This is a genomic window from Streptomyces sp. GL_141, assembly GCF_057834385.1.
Window position 1 is genome coordinate 112,948 of record NZ_JBYQMI010000003.1, and the last position, 15,410, is coordinate 128,357.

The following is a 15,410-nucleotide window of genomic DNA, read 5'->3' on the forward strand; positions in this document are numbered from 1 at the left end:
GCTCACCCCGAACCACCGCACCACCGACCCCCGGACCGGCCCCGGCCCGGGGGTTCGTCACGCCCGGCCCCTCGGCTGCAACCACGACGGCCAACCACCACGACCAACCACTGCGGCCACCGCGACGACCGCTACCTCTGCGACCTGGGTCAACCACAGGTCGAGCAATATGATCACATTGCGGTATGACCACGACGAAGACCCTCTACCTGCTCTGCTCCGCCGCCCCGCCCGTCTTCGACGTGGCCCATGTCATCGAGGACGCCCAGGCCCGGGGCTGGGACGTCTGCCTCGGCCTCACCCCCACCGCCGCCCACTGGCTGTCCAACAGCCTCGACGGTCTCGCCGCGCTCACCGGCCACCCCGTCCGCTGGCAGTACAAACTGCCCGGCGAGCCCGACGTATGGCCGGCGGCCGACGCCCTGCTCTTCGCCCCGGCCACGTTCAACTCCGTCAACGCCTGGGCCCTCGGCCTGACCGACCGTTTCGTCGTCGGAGTCGCCGCCGAGGCCATCGGCAAGGGAACCCCCGTCGTCACCATGCCCTGCGCGAACGCCGCCCTCGCCGCCCACCCGCAGTTCGACCAGTCCCTGGCCGTCCTGCGCGGCGCCGGCGCCAAGGTCCTCTTCGGCGAGGGCGGATTCGTACCCGGACCGGCCGGCCCGGACGCCCCGGCGCACTTCCCCTGGGCGGCCGCCCTGGACGAGGTGGACCGCACCACGGCATCCGCCGTCTAGCCCGGCCGGGCGCCGGCCCCCGGCCCCAGCCCCCGGGCCGCCACTACTCCCCCGTAGTCCCGTCGATCGCCTCGCGCAGCAGGTCGGCGTGCCCGTTGTGCCGGGCGTACTCCTCGATCATGTGGGCCAGTACGTAGTGCAGGGAGTACTCCTGGCCCTCGTACGAACCGGTCGCGTCCAGGGACTCCGCCGCGTCCACGATCGCCCGCGAGCGCGCACAGGTGTCCTCCCAGACCTTGAACGAGCCGGCGACGTCCGCGTCGTCCACGTGGAACTCCCGCCACTCCCCGGCCTCGTTCCGCCCGAAGTACCCGCGCACGTCCTCGCCGCCGACGACATTGCGGAACCAGCCGCGCTCGACCTCCGCGAGGTGCCGCACCAGCCCGAGCAGGCTCAGCCCCGACGGGGCCACCGCCCTGCGCCGCAGCTGCTCGTCCGACAGCCCGGCGCACTTCATCATCAGGGTGTCCCGCTGCCACTGGAGGATGCTGGTGAGGGTGGCGCGTTCGTCGCCCACCAGTACGGGCCGGGTCCGCTGTTCGTCGATCATCGGAAGATGATCACAGTCCCGCGGTAGCCCCGCAGGCCGATTTCACATCCCGGACACGCCCGCACCGGACACCCCCGTCCCGGCCCCCTCCGCTCCCCAACCCGCCAGCCCGGCCACCTTCTCCGGATTCACCTGCAGCCGCAGGTTCACGACCCGCCCGTCCACCGCGTCCAGGTCATAGGTCAGCGCCGCACGCGCGACGCCCCCGTGCACGAACACCACCGACTCCTCCCCGTTGACCCGCGCGGACTCCAGGGTCACCGCCTGCAGCGAGGGCTTGGCCAGCATCCCCAGCAGCCAGCGCGCCACGTGGTCGGCCCCGTACAGCGGCCGTCGCGCCGCCGTCACCTTGCCGCCGCCGTCCGACCAGGCCGTCACCTCGGGGGCGAGCAGCTCCATCACCGCGTTCAGGTCCCCGCCCGCGCACGCGGCCAGGAACCGCCGGGTCACCTCGCCGCGCTGCCCCGGCTCGGTGGCGAACCGCGGCCGCCGGGCCTGTACGTGGGCCCGTGCCCGGTGCCCGGTCTGCCGTACGGTCGCCTCCGTGCGGCCGAGCACCCCGGCGATCTCCGCGTACGTGTACCCGAACACCTCCCGCAGCACGAACACGGCACGCTCCAGCGGGCTCAGGCTCTCCAGCACCACCAGCATCGCGGTCGATACCGCCTCGGCCATCTCGACCTCCTCCGCGCCATCGGGCACGGTCGGCAGCGGCACGGTCGGCACCGACTCGGTCAGGAGCGGCTCGGGCAGCCACGGCCCGATGTAGGTCTCACGGGTGGCACGGGCCGAGGTGAGCCGGTTCAACGACAGGTTGGTGACCGTGCGCACCAGGTAGGCCCGCGGGTTGAGGACCGCCGTCCGGTCCGCGCGGTCCCAGCTCAGCCACGCGTCCTGGAGGACGTCCTCGGCGTCGACGACGCTGCCGAGCATCCGGTAGGCGACGTCGAACAGCAGCCGGCGATGGGCGGTGAAGGGACCGAGGGCGTCGGAAGGGGCTCCCGGGAGGGTCTCAGCAGGGGTCACGAACGATCATGCTGCCGCCGCCCCCGCGGCCTCCGCAAGCGCACCCGCCCCGGCCGCGCTGCTCGCGTGGGTCGGCGCCCAGCCCAGCTCGCGCCGCGCCTTGGCGTTCGACAGCCGCAGATCCGTCCCCATGATGGTGTGCGCGAGCGGGGCCGGCTTCAGCACCCACCGCGGTACGGTCATCGGCGCGGGCGCCCGGAACGCCGCGGCCACCGCCCGCATGTGCGCGTCCCAGCCCAGCGGCTCGTCGTCGGCGATGTTGTACGCCTCCCCGGGCCGCCCCGACTCCACGCCGGCGACCACGGCGTTCGCGGCGTCGGCCACGTCGACCCAGCTCAGCGCCCGCCCCTTGGCCGCCACCACGGGCAGGGCCCGCTTGCGCAGCATCGGCACCACGTGGACGTCCGTGACACCGGCCCCGTAGAACAGCCCGAAGCGCAGGCTTACCCCCTCGATCCCGTCGGCGGTGAAGGCCAGTTCCTCCTTGGTCCGCATCGCGCCCACGTGCCGCTCCAGCCAGACGTTCGCCCCCTGCGGCCCGAAGCCGTCGTCCTCGCCGAGCACGGCCCCGCCGTGGTCCCCGTACCCGTAGCCGAACATCATCGACTCCGCGACGAACCGCCGCGCCCCGGTCTCCCGCGCGGCGGCCAGCAGGTTGACGGTGCCCTCGGTGCGCAGCGCGTTCGTCCCCGCCATGTCCTGGTGCCGGGCCATGGTCTTCCCCGACAGCGCCGTGGCCGCGTGCACCACCACGTCGAAGCCGAGCCCGTCCACGGCGCGCAGCAGGCCCTCACGGTCGAGCAGGTCGGCCCGGACCTCCATCCCGGCGCCCCGGCCGAGACCGGCGACCTCGTGCCCGGCCGCGCGCAGGGCCCGTACCGCCCGCTGTCCCAGAACCCCGCTCGCACCCGCCAGCAGAACCTTCATGGCCGTCTCCCTCGTCGCTCGCTCTTCGCTCCGTCATCCATGGGACAGATGGGAGCCCCGGAACGTGACACGACAGAGAGGCGACCCGGGTCACAGGGAGCGGAAGAAGGCCCGGACGTCGCCCACCAGCAGCTCCGGAACCTCCATCGCGGGAAAGTGCCCGCCCTTCTCGTACGAGGTCCAGCGCACGATGCGGTCGGTCCGCGCGGCGATGTGCCGCAGCGGTACGAAGTTGTCCCGGGGGAAGTCGGCGAGCGCGGTCGGGGTGCTCGACACCTCGGGCGCCGCGCCCTGGTAGTCGGCGTGGGCACGCTCGTAGTAGATGCGGGCGGCGGAGCCCGCGGTCCCGGTCAGCCAGTACAGCGTCACGTTGGTCAGCATCTGATCGCGATCCACGGGGCAGCTCGGGTCCGCCCACTCCGCGAACTTCTCGCCGATCCAGGCGAGCAGCCCGACCGGCGAGTCGTTCAGCCCGTACGCGAGCGTCTGCGGCCGGGTCGCCTGGATGTCGGCGTAGCCCTGCCGCTCGCGCGCCCAGACCCGGTACCGCTCCCAGGAGGCGAGCGTGCGCTCCCGCTCGGCCGGGCTCAGCGGGGCCAGTTCCTCCGGCCGGGGCTCGGCGGTGGCACCGCCGCCCGGGAGCAGGTTCAGGTGCACCCCGCGCACGTTCCCGGGCCGGATCCGCCCCAGCTCCCGCGAGACGGCGGCGCCCCAGTCGCCGCCCTGGACCCCGTACTCCTCGTACCCGAGCCCCTCCATCAGCGTTCCGAAGGCCCGCGCCACCCGCTTGAACTCCCACCCCCGTTCGGTGGTCGGCCCGGACAGCGCGAAGCCAGGAATGTGCGGCAGGACCAGATGAAAGGCATCACCCGGATCCCCTCCGTGCGCCCGCGGATCCGTCAACGCCCCGGCGACCTTCTGGAACTCCACGAACGACCCCGGCCAGCCGTGGGTCATGAGCAGCGGTGTCGCGTCCGGCTCGGGCGACCGCAGGTGCGCGAAGTGCACCCGCGCCCCGTCGATGACGGTGGTGTACTGCGGCCATTCGTTCAACCGCGCTTCGGCGGCCCGCCAGTCGTAGCCGGTACGCCAGTACTCCGCGAGCTCACGGAGCTCCCCGAGCGGCATCCCGTACGCCCGGCCCGCCCCCGGCAACTCGTCGGGCCACCGCGCCAGCTCCAGCCGACGCCCCAGATCGTCCAACTCGGACTGCGCCACATCCAACCGGAACGGCTCCGCCCACTGCCCCACGTCACCCATGCCCTCGCACCTTCCACCCACGACCGGCCACACCAACCCCCCGGAGCCCGCACCGTTAACGCCGTTAACGCCCACCCCACCACCAGGCCCCACACCGCCGAGCATTAACGCCGTTAACGCCGACCGCACCACCACCGCGAGCCCGCTCACCGTTAACGCCGTTAATCCGCGCCCTCACCACCAAGCCCCAGCCGCTTCAGCGTTAACGCCGTTAATGCCCGCACGGCCAACACCACCGAGCCCGCACCCTCCGCCGTTAACGCCGTTAATGCCTCCGCCCCGCCCTCGTCCCCGCGCGCACCCCACGACCCGGCCCACGAAGACCCACATCACGCCCCCGGCGTTAACGCCGTTAATGCCTAACCCCGCCCACCCACCCGCTCCGCCACCAACAGCCCGAGCCCGTCGAGGATCCGCTCCAACCCGAAGTCCAGCGCCTGGTCCTGCCCACCGGCCTCCGCCACGGAGGCCAGCGCGGCCCCGAGCGCCGGGTACTTCTCCCCGTGCACCCGCATCACCTCCCCGAGCACCGACGTCAGCTGCGCGTCCGGCCCCTCCCCCGCGGCCCCGCCCGCCATCGCACGCTCCTGCTCCGCGATCCCGCGTACGTGCCCCGACACCAGCACCACCGCGTCGATCGACTCGGCCCCCGTCAGCCCGCACCCGTCGAGCGCGGCGAGTGCCCGCTCCATCCACCCGACCTCGACCGGCCCCATCACCCGCGCCCCGACCGTCGCATCCAACAGCCACGGATGCGCCCGGAATCCGGCGAGCAGCTCCCGCGCCCACACCTCCAGCCGCTCACGCCAGCCGTCCCCCACCGGACGGCCGTCCAGGACCGCGGGGTCGGGCATCGCGGCTTCCACCATCAGCGAGACCAGCTCCGCCTTGCCCGGCACGTACCGGTACAACGCCATCTTCGTGACGGCCAGCCGCCCGGCCACTCCCTGCATCGATACGCCGGCCAGCCCCTCGGCGTCCGCGATGACGACCCCCGCGCCGGCGATCCCCTCCAGCGTGAGCCCCCTCTTGGGCCCGCGCGCGGGCTTCACCGGCGGCCCCCAGAGCAGCCGAACGGCCGCGCCCCACTGCTCGTCCGCGTCCGTCATCGGATCCCCTCGCACGTCACGCGCCATTAAAACTGCGTCTACCGTACACGTTAACGGCGTTAACGCCCTTCCCGGCATTAACGACACCCCACCCACCACCCACCCACCCACCGCGTTAACGCCGTTAATGATCCACTTCGACAAAAAAGTACTGGCCGACTGGTTTTCTTCACGCGCATCTGCCTAGATTGATCCCGGCCGAACCAGGTGATCACCACCCCGGTTCCGCCCAACCACCGCAACCCCAGGGAGAACCCGCATGGCGAGGGCCAGACAGGAACGAGCCGAGATCACCCGGCAGGCGATCCTCGACGGCGCGGCCATCGCCTTCGACCGGACCGGCTTCCACGGCACCAGCCTCACCGACGTGGTCGGGCACGCCGGCGTCACCAAGGGCGCCCTCTACTTCCACTTCTCGTCCAAGGAAGCCCTCGCCCAGACCTTGATGGACGAGCAGTTCCAGGTCTCCGAGGGTCTGCCCGCCATCGTGGAGCCGGGCATCCAGACCGCCATCGACCTGACCCACCGGATGGCGTTCGAGCTCCGCTCCAACGTCCGCATCCGTGCCGGGATCCGTCTGGTCATCGAGTTCGGCTCCTTCACCGACCCGGACCCGAGCCCGTACAACACCTGGATCGACACCTGCCACAGCATCCTCGCGCCGGCACAGGAGCGCGGCGACGTCCTGCCGTCGGTCGACACCTACAACGCATCGACCCTGCTCATCGGCGCGTTCACCGGCATCCAGGTGACCTCGCACGTACGCACCCACCGCGAGGACCTGCACGCCCGGGTCGTCGACCTGTGGAACTTCATGCTCCCGGGGATCGTGCCCGCGGAGCGCATCTCCCGCTTCGACCCGGCCGGCTCGCCCGAGTGCCGGTCCGAACTGGGACTGTCGGCCCCGGACTCCGCACCGTCCACGACCGGCTGACGACGCGTCCAGGGCGGCCTCGCACACGCCGTGGTGAACCACGGGGGTGCTCACTACGGCGTGTGCGAGGCCGCCCTGTCCCAACATCCCGCCCCCGCCGCCGTCCGGCAGGCGATTCCCGGCCGATCCACACCACTTCGTTAGCAAAACTCAAGCGTGGCGCCCACGAACACCCTTGAACGTTAGTAAAGTCCCTCGCATGACTTCGCCCTCGTCTCCGAGCGACCGTGAGAAGGTCGTCTCCAAACTCCCTCCGTGGCTGCGCCAGGAGCTCAAGATCCGCACCGCCCAGCTGCGGGTGGACATCCAGGACGCCGTCCACCAGGGCATCGCCCTCTGGAGCGCGCTCGCCTCCTCCCCCTCCCCCGTCGACACCTCCGGCGCCGAGTCCTTCTCCACCTGGCTGCCCGCCGGCCAGTGGGAGTCCTTCCGTACGGGCTCCAAGGACCGCGGCGTCTCCCTCATCCAGGGACTCGCCCAGGCCGTCTCCCTCTGGCTGGAGACGAACCCGGCCCCCACCGTGAAGCGGCCCTCGGTCGTTCGGCGCATCGTGGTGTGCAACCAGAAGGGCGGCGTCGGCAAGACCGCCATCACCGCCGGCACCGCCGAGGCCCTCGCGGAGGACCCCGACACCCTCCACCCGGTCCGCGTGGCCCGCCAACTGGCCCGTCTCTCGGCCGCCGAGGACGGCGACCAGACGAGCCCGGAGGCCCTCGCATCCGCCGCATCCGCCCCGCCGGTCGACCTCGAAGACCTGCCCGGCCTCGGCATGCGCGTCCTGCTCGTCGACTTCGACCCCCAGGGCCACCTCACCAAGCAGCTCGGCCGGCAGCCGCTGCCCATCGGCGGCGACAGCCTGACCTGCCACATGGCGGGCGAGGCCAAGGGTCCCCTCGCCGACCTGATCGTCCCCATCCCGGACGAGCACTTCGGCGACCGCCTGCACATCCTCCCGGCCTGTACGGACGCGTTCCTCCTCGACGTCCGCCTGTCCACGGTCCGCGCCCGCGAGGCAGCGCTGGAACGGGCCCTCGCCCCCGTCGAGGCCGACTACGACGTCATCCTGATCGACTGCCCGCCGAGCCTCGGCCTCAGCATGGACGCCGCCATCTACTACGGCCGCCGCCGCGACGCCGAACAGCCGGGCGCCTCCGGCGCGCTGATCGTGGTTCAGGCGGAGGACTCCTCGGCGGACGCGTACGACCTCCTGACCTCCCAGATCAACGACCTCCGCGACGACCTCAGCCTGGACATCGACTACCTCGGTCTCGTCGTCAACCTCTACGACGGCCGCCGCGGCTACATCGCGACCTCTTCCCTCCAAGCATGGATGGACATAAAGGATCCGCGCGTGGTCGCCATCGTCCCCGACCTCAAGGAACAGCGCGAAGCCGTCCGCGTGAAGCAGCCGCTGTTCGTCTACGCACCCAAGGGCGAGCAGGCGGTCGCCCTGCGCGCCCTCGCAAGGGAGATCTCATGAGCAAGGCCGACAAACTCGGAGTCTCGAGCTCCTTCGCCCGCGCCCAGCCCGTCGGCGTCAGCTCCCGCCGCACGGCCATCGCCGAGGCCACCGGCGCCCCCACCTCCGGTGTGGTCCCGCCCTCGGAGGTGCCGATCGAGGCCCTCGCCCACAACCCGTTCAACCTCCGCGAGGACCTCACCGAACTCCACGAACTGGCCGCGTCCCTGACGACCCGGGGTCAGCTGCAGCCCCTGGCGGTCGCCACCCGCATGGCCTTCATGGAGGCACACCCCGGGAACACCGACGGCCTGGGCCGCGCCCCGTACGTGGTCATCGACGGCAACCGCCGCCTGGCGGCGGCCCAGCGCGCCGGCCTGCGCACCATGCAGATCCACGTCAACGACTCCCTAGCCTCCTCGGCGGCGGACATCCTGGAGTCGGCGCTCATCGCCAACGTCCACCGCGTCGACGTGGCGCCCATGGACCAGGCCCGCGCCCTGCAGCAACTCGTCGAGGTCCACGGATCCCAGGCCCAGGTCGCCAAGCGCCTCGGCAAGACGCCGGCCTGGGTCTCCCAGCGCCTGACCCTCCTGAACCTCACCCCGGAACTCCAGGACAAGGTGGAGACCGGCGAACTCAAGGTGGAACCGGCCCGCCGCATCGGCCGCCTCCCCCAGGAGGACCAGGCGTCCGCGGCGGACGAAGCCGTTAACGCCGTTAACCCCCCGCGCCAACGCACCCGCCCGACCCCGGCCCCGGCCCCCACCCCGGAGCCCGACCTGTCCCCCGCCACGTCCCCCCGCCGCATCACCATCACGGCGGACTCCCCGGACACGATCGCGGACGCCCTCACCGCCCACCTCACCCCGGACGACCTAAAGGCAGTAACGGAACTCCTCCTAACCCGCATCTAACCCACCCCACCACTCACTCACCCACCCCACCCGACACGAAGGGGGGCGTTGGCCCGACGGCCGGACCACCACCGCCCCCACGTGTGTTTCACGTGCGTTCCATGGTGCGGTTCGCATAAGCTGCGCCTGGAGGTGCCCATGCCCAACGCGCACGAAAACGAACAGACCACGCTCTTCGCCGCGGTCGATGCCCTGCTGGAAGAGGCCGCGGCACAGGACGCCCTCCCGCACCCGGACGAGCGCAAGCGCCTCCGCGAGGCCGCGGGCCTGAGCCAGGACCAGATCGCCCAAGCCCTGGCCGTCCGCCGCGAAACGGTCACCTCCTGGGAAACGGGCCGCACGGCCCCCCGCCCCCCCAAGCGCGCCGCCTACGCCCGCCTCCTCAACGGCCTGGCAGACCTCCACGGCATTAACGCCGTTAACACCCCACACCCCGCCACACCGCAGGCGGCTGCACAGCCCACCCCAGGGCAGGTCGCCACAGCAGAGCCCGCGGCCCCCCCGGTCCGCGCCGCAGGCACCGGCCCCACCCCCAGCGGCGCCGCACCCGTTAACGCCGTTAACGCCGGCCCCGAGGCCACACCCCCGCAACCGGGGCCTGGGGTGGAGCCCCAGTTCCGGGAAGGGGCGGGTAGCGGAACAGCCCCGCAGGGCCCCACCACACCCCCCACCCACCCGCACCCCGCGCCCCACACTCCCCAGACCCAGCTCCAGCCGGCAAGGGCAACGGCAACAACCACCCCCCACACAGGCGCAGCCAAATCCCCCACCCCACCCCACCCGGAGGGCAACGGCCCCCTAGCCGTACTGGACGGCGCAGGAAAGGCCCACGCCGCCCACGGCGCAGTCCTCACGCCCCCCACCACCACCCTCCCCGCCCTCATCGAATGGGCCCTCACCCCCGCCGCCGGCCTCCGCTCCCCCCGCCTCCACCGCAACGGCAAGGACGGCGACCCCCTCCTCGTCCTCACCCCCGCCGCCACCGAGGCACTCGGACTCCCCCTCGTCCTCGAAGACCGCCGCGGCCTCCGGCTCCCCGACGACCACCCGGTCATCAAGCAGCTCACCAAATCAAAGTGGCAGCTGACCCGCCGCGGCTTCGGCCCGTGGCCCCGCATCTACCGCCCCGCCACCCCCACCACGGGCCGCCAGTGCGTCCAGTTCGCGATCCTCCCCTGGGGTGCCCTGGACCCCCGCGCCTGGGGCGAGGAAACCTCTCACCTCCCCGCACCGGAACTCGCCGACCTCCTCACCTCCTACGCGACCCGCGTGCTCACCCCCCGCGGATCCACAGCCGTATCCGGCCTGGAGTTGATGACCGCCCTGCGCCCGCCCACCCGCGCGGCCCGCGACGAGTCCACGAACACCTGGGTCTCCGCCCCGGTCCCCGGTTCCCTCACCCGCCCCGTCGACCCCGCTCCCCCGGAGGCCCCCGACGAGCACCCGGTCGTCGCGGCCCTCTACCCCCGCTCCCACCAGCGCACCCCGGACCAGGTCCTCGACGAGGAGGCGTACGACTGGATCCGCGATCCCCAGCTCCTCACCGACGCCGAATGCACCCGTACCCACGCCGTCGGCATCGACGTGAACATGGCCTTCGCCGCGGCGGCCAACCGCCTCCTCGTCGGCACCGGCCCCGCCGTCCACACCGACGGCCCCCGCTTCGACCCGAAGCTCCCCGGCTGCTGGCTCGCCGACCTCTCCGCCGAGGCCTCCGCCCTGGACCCCCGCCTCCCCAGCCCCTTCACCCCGCACGGCCTCCCGCCCACCGGCCCCGCCTGGTACGCCACTCCGACGCTCGCCTACGCCCAGGAGCTCGGCCTCACCGTCCGGCCCACCGAGGCCTGGCTCCGCCCGGAACACGGCCCGTACCTCGACGCCTGGTACACCCGCCTGCGCGACGCCTACATGGCGACGATGGCCGAACTCGGCGTCCACACGTCCCTCACGGACTCCGCCTTCCTCCAGGCAATGACGGAGTACAAGAGCAACCCCGCCCACGTCCTCCCCCAGACCGCGGTCCTCTCCGCGATCAAGTCCACCGTCAAGGGCGGCATCGGCAAGCTCCGCGAACGCCCGCAGGGCGCCGGCTACCGCCCCGGCGAGAGCTGGCCCGCCCTCGAACGCCCCACCTGGCGCCCCGACATCCGCGCCGCCGTCATCTCCACGGCCCGCGTCAACATGCACCGCAAGATGCAGAAGCTCGCAACAGCGGCAGACCTCTACCCCATCGCCGTCCTCTCCGACTGCGCGGTCTACCTCTCCGACGGCCCGAGCCCCCTCGACTTCCTCCCCCGCACCCCCGAGGGCAAGCCCCTGCCCGGCGGCTTCCGCCTCGGCGTCAGCCCCGGCATGGTCAAGCACGAGGGCACCCAACCCCTCCTCTGGGCCGTTCAACTACTCGACGAACGCCACAACCCCGCCCGGCACATCAAGGGCCACGACGCCGCGGCCGACGGAGAGTAAGAGCCACCCATGTCCGAGATCAGCGACAGCCTCGACCGCGCCGACGAACAGAACTTCACCCGCCCCATCCCCAAATCAGCGGGCGCCCAGATCCGTTACCTCGTAAAGCAGCTCAAATCAACAAAGGCCGTAGCGGACCTCCTGGCCATCTCCCGGCGCACGGTGGAGCGCTACGTAAAGGACCAGATCAAGCAGCCCAAACCAGCCCTCTCGGCCCGTCTGGAGCGCGAGGTACGCCGCCGCTGGCAGCCTCTCGTCCGCAAGCGCGCCCGCGACAAGGCGGCGAAGCAGACCGGCCTGGTCATCGAGACCCGCGCCCGCTTCGGCTTCAGCGCCGCCCCCGGCACCACCGACGACGGCCGGATGCGCCGCATCACCCAGCACCTCCCCCCGGAGTACGCCTCCCGCCTCTTCAGCGCCTACGAGGCCGGAGCCACCGAAGCCCAGCTCCGCGGCATCACCGCCGAAGGCCTCCAGGAGATCTACTTCAAGGACAACGGCGCCCGCGCCCAGGGCCTCCTAGTCGAGTTCACCGACATCGACTACGTGGAGCTCAACTTCTGAAAGACCGCCGGCGGGCCAGACCGAACCCGGACCCGACGGTTGGCAAAACGTTCCGAAGAGGCACGCCCACAGCCTCCGAAGGCTGTCACTCCTCCGAAGGCTGTGGGGGCCTCCGGAGGCTGCGACTCCCCGGAGGCCCCCACGCCCCCCTAAGCCCCCCGCACACCACAAAGGGCCCCGGACTACTCCGGGGCCCCCAAAGACCCCTGAGCACCCCTCAGAAGCCCTACAAACACAAACACCACCCACTCAGCCAACCGCGTGCAGCGCCCGACGCCGCTTAGACTCAGCCGCCTTCTTCGCGACGGCCTGAGCCGCCCGCTTCTTACGCTGCTCGGCGAGCTGGTCCTGATACGCCGCCACCGCCCGGTGGTAGCTGGCCACATAGCCCCGAGCGTCCAGCCGCTCCTCCGCGTCCATCTCGTTCACGGCCGCGACCGCATCTTCGAACGAGGTGTACCCGGCGAGCATCGGGTTGATCTGGTAGACCCCGTTCCGGATCTTCCTGACCAACTTCGCCAACTCCAGGCTCCGCAGCGCGGCGTTCACACTCGGCCGGCTCAGGTCGAGCATCCCGCCGACCGTCGCCTGGTCGATGAGGATCCGACCGCCCGGCTCGCTGAGCGAACGCAGCTTGAGCAGTACCCGGTACGCCGCCGGCGGCAGGTCAAGGTCGGAGAGCAGCCCGTCGGCGTTGACCGCAGCGAATCGCAAGGTGCTCACTGAGCCGTCCCTTCTCCCGTGCGCTTCGTCCGGCTCACCCGACGCGCAGCGCGCTCTCTTGCCCGTTCGGCCCGCAGTTCCGCGATGGCCTGCCTCATGTGGTCCAGCGAGGGGAAGCGCACCAAGTCCGGCAGGCTCGTATCGCTACGAATCTGCGAGATGGTCCCGTGCTGCTCCACCTTCACGAACTCACCCGTCATCTCGGTACCCGGGATGAACTCCGCTACCCGGTAACTGTAGGGCGGGTTGAACTGATACACACCCCGCCGCACCTTGAAGACGATCCCATGAGACATCACCGTGTGCAGAGCTTCCGACGTCTTCGTCCGGCTGACATCCAGGATGGTAGCCATCTCCTCCTGGGTAAGTGGAATCCGCCCCCCCGCCCGCTGGCAGGCGATGAGCAGCAGGATCAGCCGCAGGGGCAGCGCTTCGCGGAAGTACTGGGCGATGACGAGGAAGAACTCGAGGCTGTCCATCGAGAACGCATTCGGCTGATTCTCGGTCCCGTAGAACTCCAGCGGCTTGCGCTCGCCGTCCAAGGTCAGCTTCCGCGTCGGGTACCGCTTCGCGAGGCTGTCCAGATCCTTGACCGGAGCCAGGGGCTGACTCCACGCGGAGATCGCGTCGTCCACCGGCAGATCGGGACGCGGGGTCCCTACCGGATTGCCCCGGCGGCGCTGTGGCTCTGATGACACGAGGCTGCTCTCCACTCCGTTGATCTGCGGAGATCAGTATGTCAACAAGGGTGACACAAGTGTCACGCTCGTTGACGTTCGGCGTGTCTTGTGTCCCCTCACAGGTGACATATCTCAGCCACACCCTCCCCGGACCCCCCTCCCAACCCTCCCCGCCCAACCTCACCCGCCTCACCACCAGTTAGCCGGCAGATCTCCCCCCATACGTCAGCACCCCTGACGTTTTAGCGCATTTTACGTCAGCCCCACTGACATTTTGCAGTCGTTGTGTCCCCCTAGCAGCGACACAACCACCGAGATATGTCCCTCCTGAGGGGACATATCTTTTCCCCCGTACCCCCTCTGACCTGCGACGACGCATCTCCGTACCTTCTATAGGCCGGTGGCCGCTCCCGCCCAAGCTTTCAGCCCCATCTCAAACAGCACCCAAGACCCCACACCCGCCCAAGAAACACCCCCCCTCCCACACCCCAAGCCCTCCACCGGAAGCCCCCACTCCCCAGCCACAACCCCGCAGAATCTGACTGATTCCCATCTCTATCCACCCTCCATTTTGAATCACCCCCTTCAAAAAAACCCTTAACGCCGTTAACACCCCCCACCCCCACCCCCATTAACGCCGTTAACACCACCCCCAAAACCCCAGGTCACAACCCGCCCACCCCAACCCCACGACCAACCACCCCACATCCCCAACCTTCACCCCTGCGAAGGCCTGACCCTCACCCCACGGACACTGCTAAACCCCCAAAAAACACGAATGGCCGATTCAAAACCCAGCCCCAGCACAACCCTGAGCTCAGACCCAACACGACCGGGGAGTTCCTCTGCCGAAGCGCAAGGTTTTGGGTTGTGAGGCGGCCCGCGGTTCTTGGGTGCTGATGGGGTTCAATGGTGCTCATGCCAGAGCCGGCGCATCTCTCGCTTCAGGGGAGTTGCGGGGCAATCCTGCATGCCGGCGGGAGTTATGTGCCGGCAGGTCCCTTCTGGTCGATTCTCCGGTCTTGCCTTTGGAGCAAGGCAAAGAGGTCTCACCTGATGACGAGTTTCTGGTGCCCCCGAACAGTTTTTGCTTGTGAAGGAGAACCTGAGAAGCCAGGCCCGGAAGGTTCTCGCTCAAACACAGCATGGTTTCTACTCGGAAGCGAAGCGGTGGAGTATCTCCTTCAGGGAGGTCTTGGGCTGCGAAACCTCCCCATTGAGCCTTGCTAAGCGGTGCGCTACGTCCCAAGCGCATAGCGCTTGGGTACCGGTAAGAGTCAAGGGTTCTTATTCCGGAGCGAGGCTGAGAGATACCCCCTCCGTAGAAGGGTCCTTAGGCCTCAGAACGGGCCCTACCCAGCGTAATAAGGCGACTCGGTCCGAAGCCCACAGCCCTTGGATACTCATAGGGGCCACTAGCCCCCACCTGCGCTTCGCGCCGGCGTACCTCCTCTGAAGGAGGAGGCCCTAGGCCACTGAGCGTTCCTCGGCTAGCGCAATACTCCGCTTCAGTCTCAGGCGCGCAGCGCCCGAGTACCAATGGGGACTGTCAACCCCCCATTCCAAAGCGAAGCGGAGGGATCCCCCCTTCCAAGAAGGGCCCTTTGGGCTGCAAAGCAGCCCTCGCCGAGCACCCAGCACTCGGGTACCCGTCGGGGCCAACGGCCCCTATCCCGGAGCGAAGCAGAGAGACATCTCCTCCGAAGGAGGAGATTCTGGCTGCAAAGCAGCCCCCGAGCGCAGCGAGGGGCTTCAGTCCCAAGCGCGCAGCGCTTGGGAACCCATAGGGACCGTTGGCCCCTATGCCTGAGCGAAGCAAAGGCATCCCCTCCGAAGGAGGCGGCCCTGGCCCGCGAAGCGGGCCTCGCCGAGCACAGCGAGGCGTTTCAATCCCAGGCGCGCAGCGCCTGGGTACCCATAGGGGGCCAACGGCCCCCATCCCGAAGCGAAGCGGAGGGAGACCCCCTCCGAAGGAGGGGGCCCTGGCCGCGAAGCGGCCCTCGCCGAGCGCAGCGAGGCGCTTCCGTCCCAGGCGCGCAGCGCCTGGGTACCCGCTCC

The 15,410-nt window shown here is 70.3% G+C and carries 13 protein-coding genes; 6 read left to right on the forward strand and 7 right to left on the reverse strand.

The window, feature by feature from the left end:
• The first annotated feature begins 185 nt into the window (after positions 1 to 185).
• On the forward strand, positions 186 to 737 hold the full coding sequence (locus AC3IX6_RS40350; protein ID WP_489371934.1) for a flavoprotein: 552 nt from the start codon (positions 186 to 188) through the stop codon (positions 735 to 737).
• Between the two features lie 43 nt (positions 738 to 780).
• Here AC3IX6_RS40350 and AC3IX6_RS40355 read toward each other — a convergent pair whose 3' ends face one another.
• From AC3IX6_RS40355 to AC3IX6_RS40375, 5 genes are all read right to left on the reverse strand, one after another.
• A complete protein-coding gene (locus tag AC3IX6_RS40355) occupies positions 781 to 1,287 on the reverse strand; it encodes a DinB family protein (protein ID WP_489371935.1) in 507 nt (168 codons plus the stop codon).
• 42 nt (positions 1,288 to 1,329) lie between these two features.
• Positions 1,330 to 2,313 carry an RNA polymerase sigma factor SigJ gene (sigJ, locus tag AC3IX6_RS40360; RefSeq protein WP_489371937.1) on the reverse strand — a complete coding sequence of 328 codons (984 nt, stop codon included), beginning with the start codon at positions 2,311 to 2,313 and terminating at the stop codon, positions 1,330 to 1,332.
• Between the two features lie 6 nt (positions 2,314 to 2,319).
• Positions 2,320 to 3,240 carry an NAD-dependent epimerase/dehydratase family protein gene (locus AC3IX6_RS40365; RefSeq protein ID WP_489371938.1) on the reverse strand — a complete coding sequence of 307 codons (921 nt, stop codon included), beginning with the start codon at positions 3,238 to 3,240 and terminating at the stop codon, positions 2,320 to 2,322.
• 90 nt (positions 3,241 to 3,330) lie between these two features.
• The gene (locus AC3IX6_RS40370) at positions 3,331 to 4,500 is read right to left on the reverse strand and encodes an epoxide hydrolase family protein (RefSeq protein WP_489371940.1); all 1,170 of its coding nucleotides are present in this window, start codon (positions 4,498 to 4,500) and stop codon (positions 3,331 to 3,333) included.
• A gap of 359 nt (positions 4,501 to 4,859) precedes the next feature.
• Positions 4,860 to 5,609 carry a TetR/AcrR family transcriptional regulator gene (locus tag AC3IX6_RS40375; protein ID WP_489371942.1) on the reverse strand — a complete coding sequence of 250 codons (750 nt, stop codon included), beginning with the start codon at positions 5,607 to 5,609 and terminating at the stop codon, positions 4,860 to 4,862.
• A gap of 259 nt (positions 5,610 to 5,868) precedes the next feature.
• Between AC3IX6_RS40375 and AC3IX6_RS40380 the strand changes: the two genes are divergently transcribed.
• The 5 genes from AC3IX6_RS40380 (at position 5,869) to tpg (ending at position 11,949) form a co-directional block, all read left to right on the forward strand.
• Positions 5,869 to 6,543, forward strand: coding sequence for a ScbR family autoregulator-binding transcription factor (locus AC3IX6_RS40380; RefSeq protein WP_489371943.1), 675 nt, complete (start codon positions 5,869 to 5,871; stop codon positions 6,541 to 6,543).
• 199 nt (positions 6,544 to 6,742) lie between these two features.
• Positions 6,743 to 8,023, forward strand: coding sequence for a ParA family protein (locus tag AC3IX6_RS40385; protein ID WP_489371945.1), 1,281 nt, complete (start codon positions 6,743 to 6,745; stop codon positions 8,021 to 8,023).
• Positions 8,020 to 8,919 (forward strand): ParB/RepB/Spo0J family partition protein, encoded by a 900-nt coding sequence (locus tag AC3IX6_RS40390; RefSeq protein WP_489371947.1) that lies wholly within the window; start codon positions 8,020 to 8,022, stop codon positions 8,917 to 8,919. The genes AC3IX6_RS40385 and AC3IX6_RS40390 overlap by 4 nt, the downstream gene beginning before the upstream one ends.
• 138 nt (positions 8,920 to 9,057) lie before the next feature.
• Complete coding sequence (tap, locus tag AC3IX6_RS40395) at positions 9,058 to 11,385, forward strand: telomere-associated protein Tap (RefSeq protein WP_489371949.1); 2,328 nt, start codon at positions 9,058 to 9,060, stop codon at positions 11,383 to 11,385.
• A gap of 9 nt (positions 11,386 to 11,394) precedes the next feature.
• Positions 11,395 to 11,949 (forward strand): telomere-protecting terminal protein Tpg, encoded by a 555-nt coding sequence (gene tpg / locus AC3IX6_RS40400; RefSeq protein WP_489371951.1) that lies wholly within the window; start codon positions 11,395 to 11,397, stop codon positions 11,947 to 11,949.
• Positions 11,950 to 12,198: 249 nt separating this feature from the next.
• Here the strand turns inward: tpg and AC3IX6_RS40405 are convergent, their stop codons facing one another.
• Both AC3IX6_RS40405 and AC3IX6_RS40410 read right to left on the reverse strand, forming a co-directional pair.
• Positions 12,199 to 12,672, reverse strand: coding sequence for a MarR family transcriptional regulator (locus AC3IX6_RS40405; protein WP_250744360.1), 474 nt, complete (start codon positions 12,670 to 12,672; stop codon positions 12,199 to 12,201).
• On the reverse strand, positions 12,669 to 13,307 hold the full coding sequence (locus tag AC3IX6_RS40410) for a helix-turn-helix domain-containing protein (RefSeq protein WP_239516702.1): 639 nt from the start codon (positions 13,305 to 13,307) through the stop codon (positions 12,669 to 12,671). Before AC3IX6_RS40410 ends, AC3IX6_RS40405 begins: the two co-directional genes overlap by 4 nt.
• Between the last annotated feature and the right edge of the window lie 2,103 nt (positions 13,308 to 15,410).

What these genes read in the sequence shown, in the direction of transcription:
- AC3IX6_RS40350 (WP_489371934.1), top strand. Translation starts at nt 186, where the DNA reads ATGACCACGACGAAGACCCTCTACCTGCTCTGCTCCGCCGCCCCGCCC.
- AC3IX6_RS40355 (WP_489371935.1), bottom strand. Translation starts at nt 1,287, where the DNA reads ATGATCGACGAACAGCGGACCCGGCCCGTACTGGTGGGCGACGAACGC.
- AC3IX6_RS40365 (WP_489371938.1), bottom strand. Translation starts at nt 3,240, where the DNA reads ATGAAGGTTCTGCTGGCGGGTGCGAGCGGGGTTCTGGGACAGCGGGCG.
- AC3IX6_RS40370 (WP_489371940.1), bottom strand. Translation starts at nt 4,500, where the DNA reads ATGGGTGACGTGGGGCAGTGGGCGGAGCCGTTCCGGTTGGATGTGGCG.
- AC3IX6_RS40375 (WP_489371942.1), bottom strand. Translation starts at nt 5,609, where the DNA reads ATGACGGACGCGGACGAGCAGTGGGGCGCGGCCGTTCGGCTGCTCTGG.
- AC3IX6_RS40380 (WP_489371943.1), top strand. Translation starts at nt 5,869, where the DNA reads ATGGCGAGGGCCAGACAGGAACGAGCCGAGATCACCCGGCAGGCGATC.
- AC3IX6_RS40385 (WP_489371945.1), top strand. Translation starts at nt 6,743, where the DNA reads ATGACTTCGCCCTCGTCTCCGAGCGACCGTGAGAAGGTCGTCTCCAAA.
- AC3IX6_RS40390 (WP_489371947.1), top strand. Translation starts at nt 8,020, where the DNA reads ATGAGCAAGGCCGACAAACTCGGAGTCTCGAGCTCCTTCGCCCGCGCC.
- tap (WP_489371949.1), top strand. Translation starts at nt 9,058, where the DNA reads ATGCCCAACGCGCACGAAAACGAACAGACCACGCTCTTCGCCGCGGTC.
- tpg (WP_489371951.1), top strand. Translation starts at nt 11,395, where the DNA reads ATGTCCGAGATCAGCGACAGCCTCGACCGCGCCGACGAACAGAACTTC.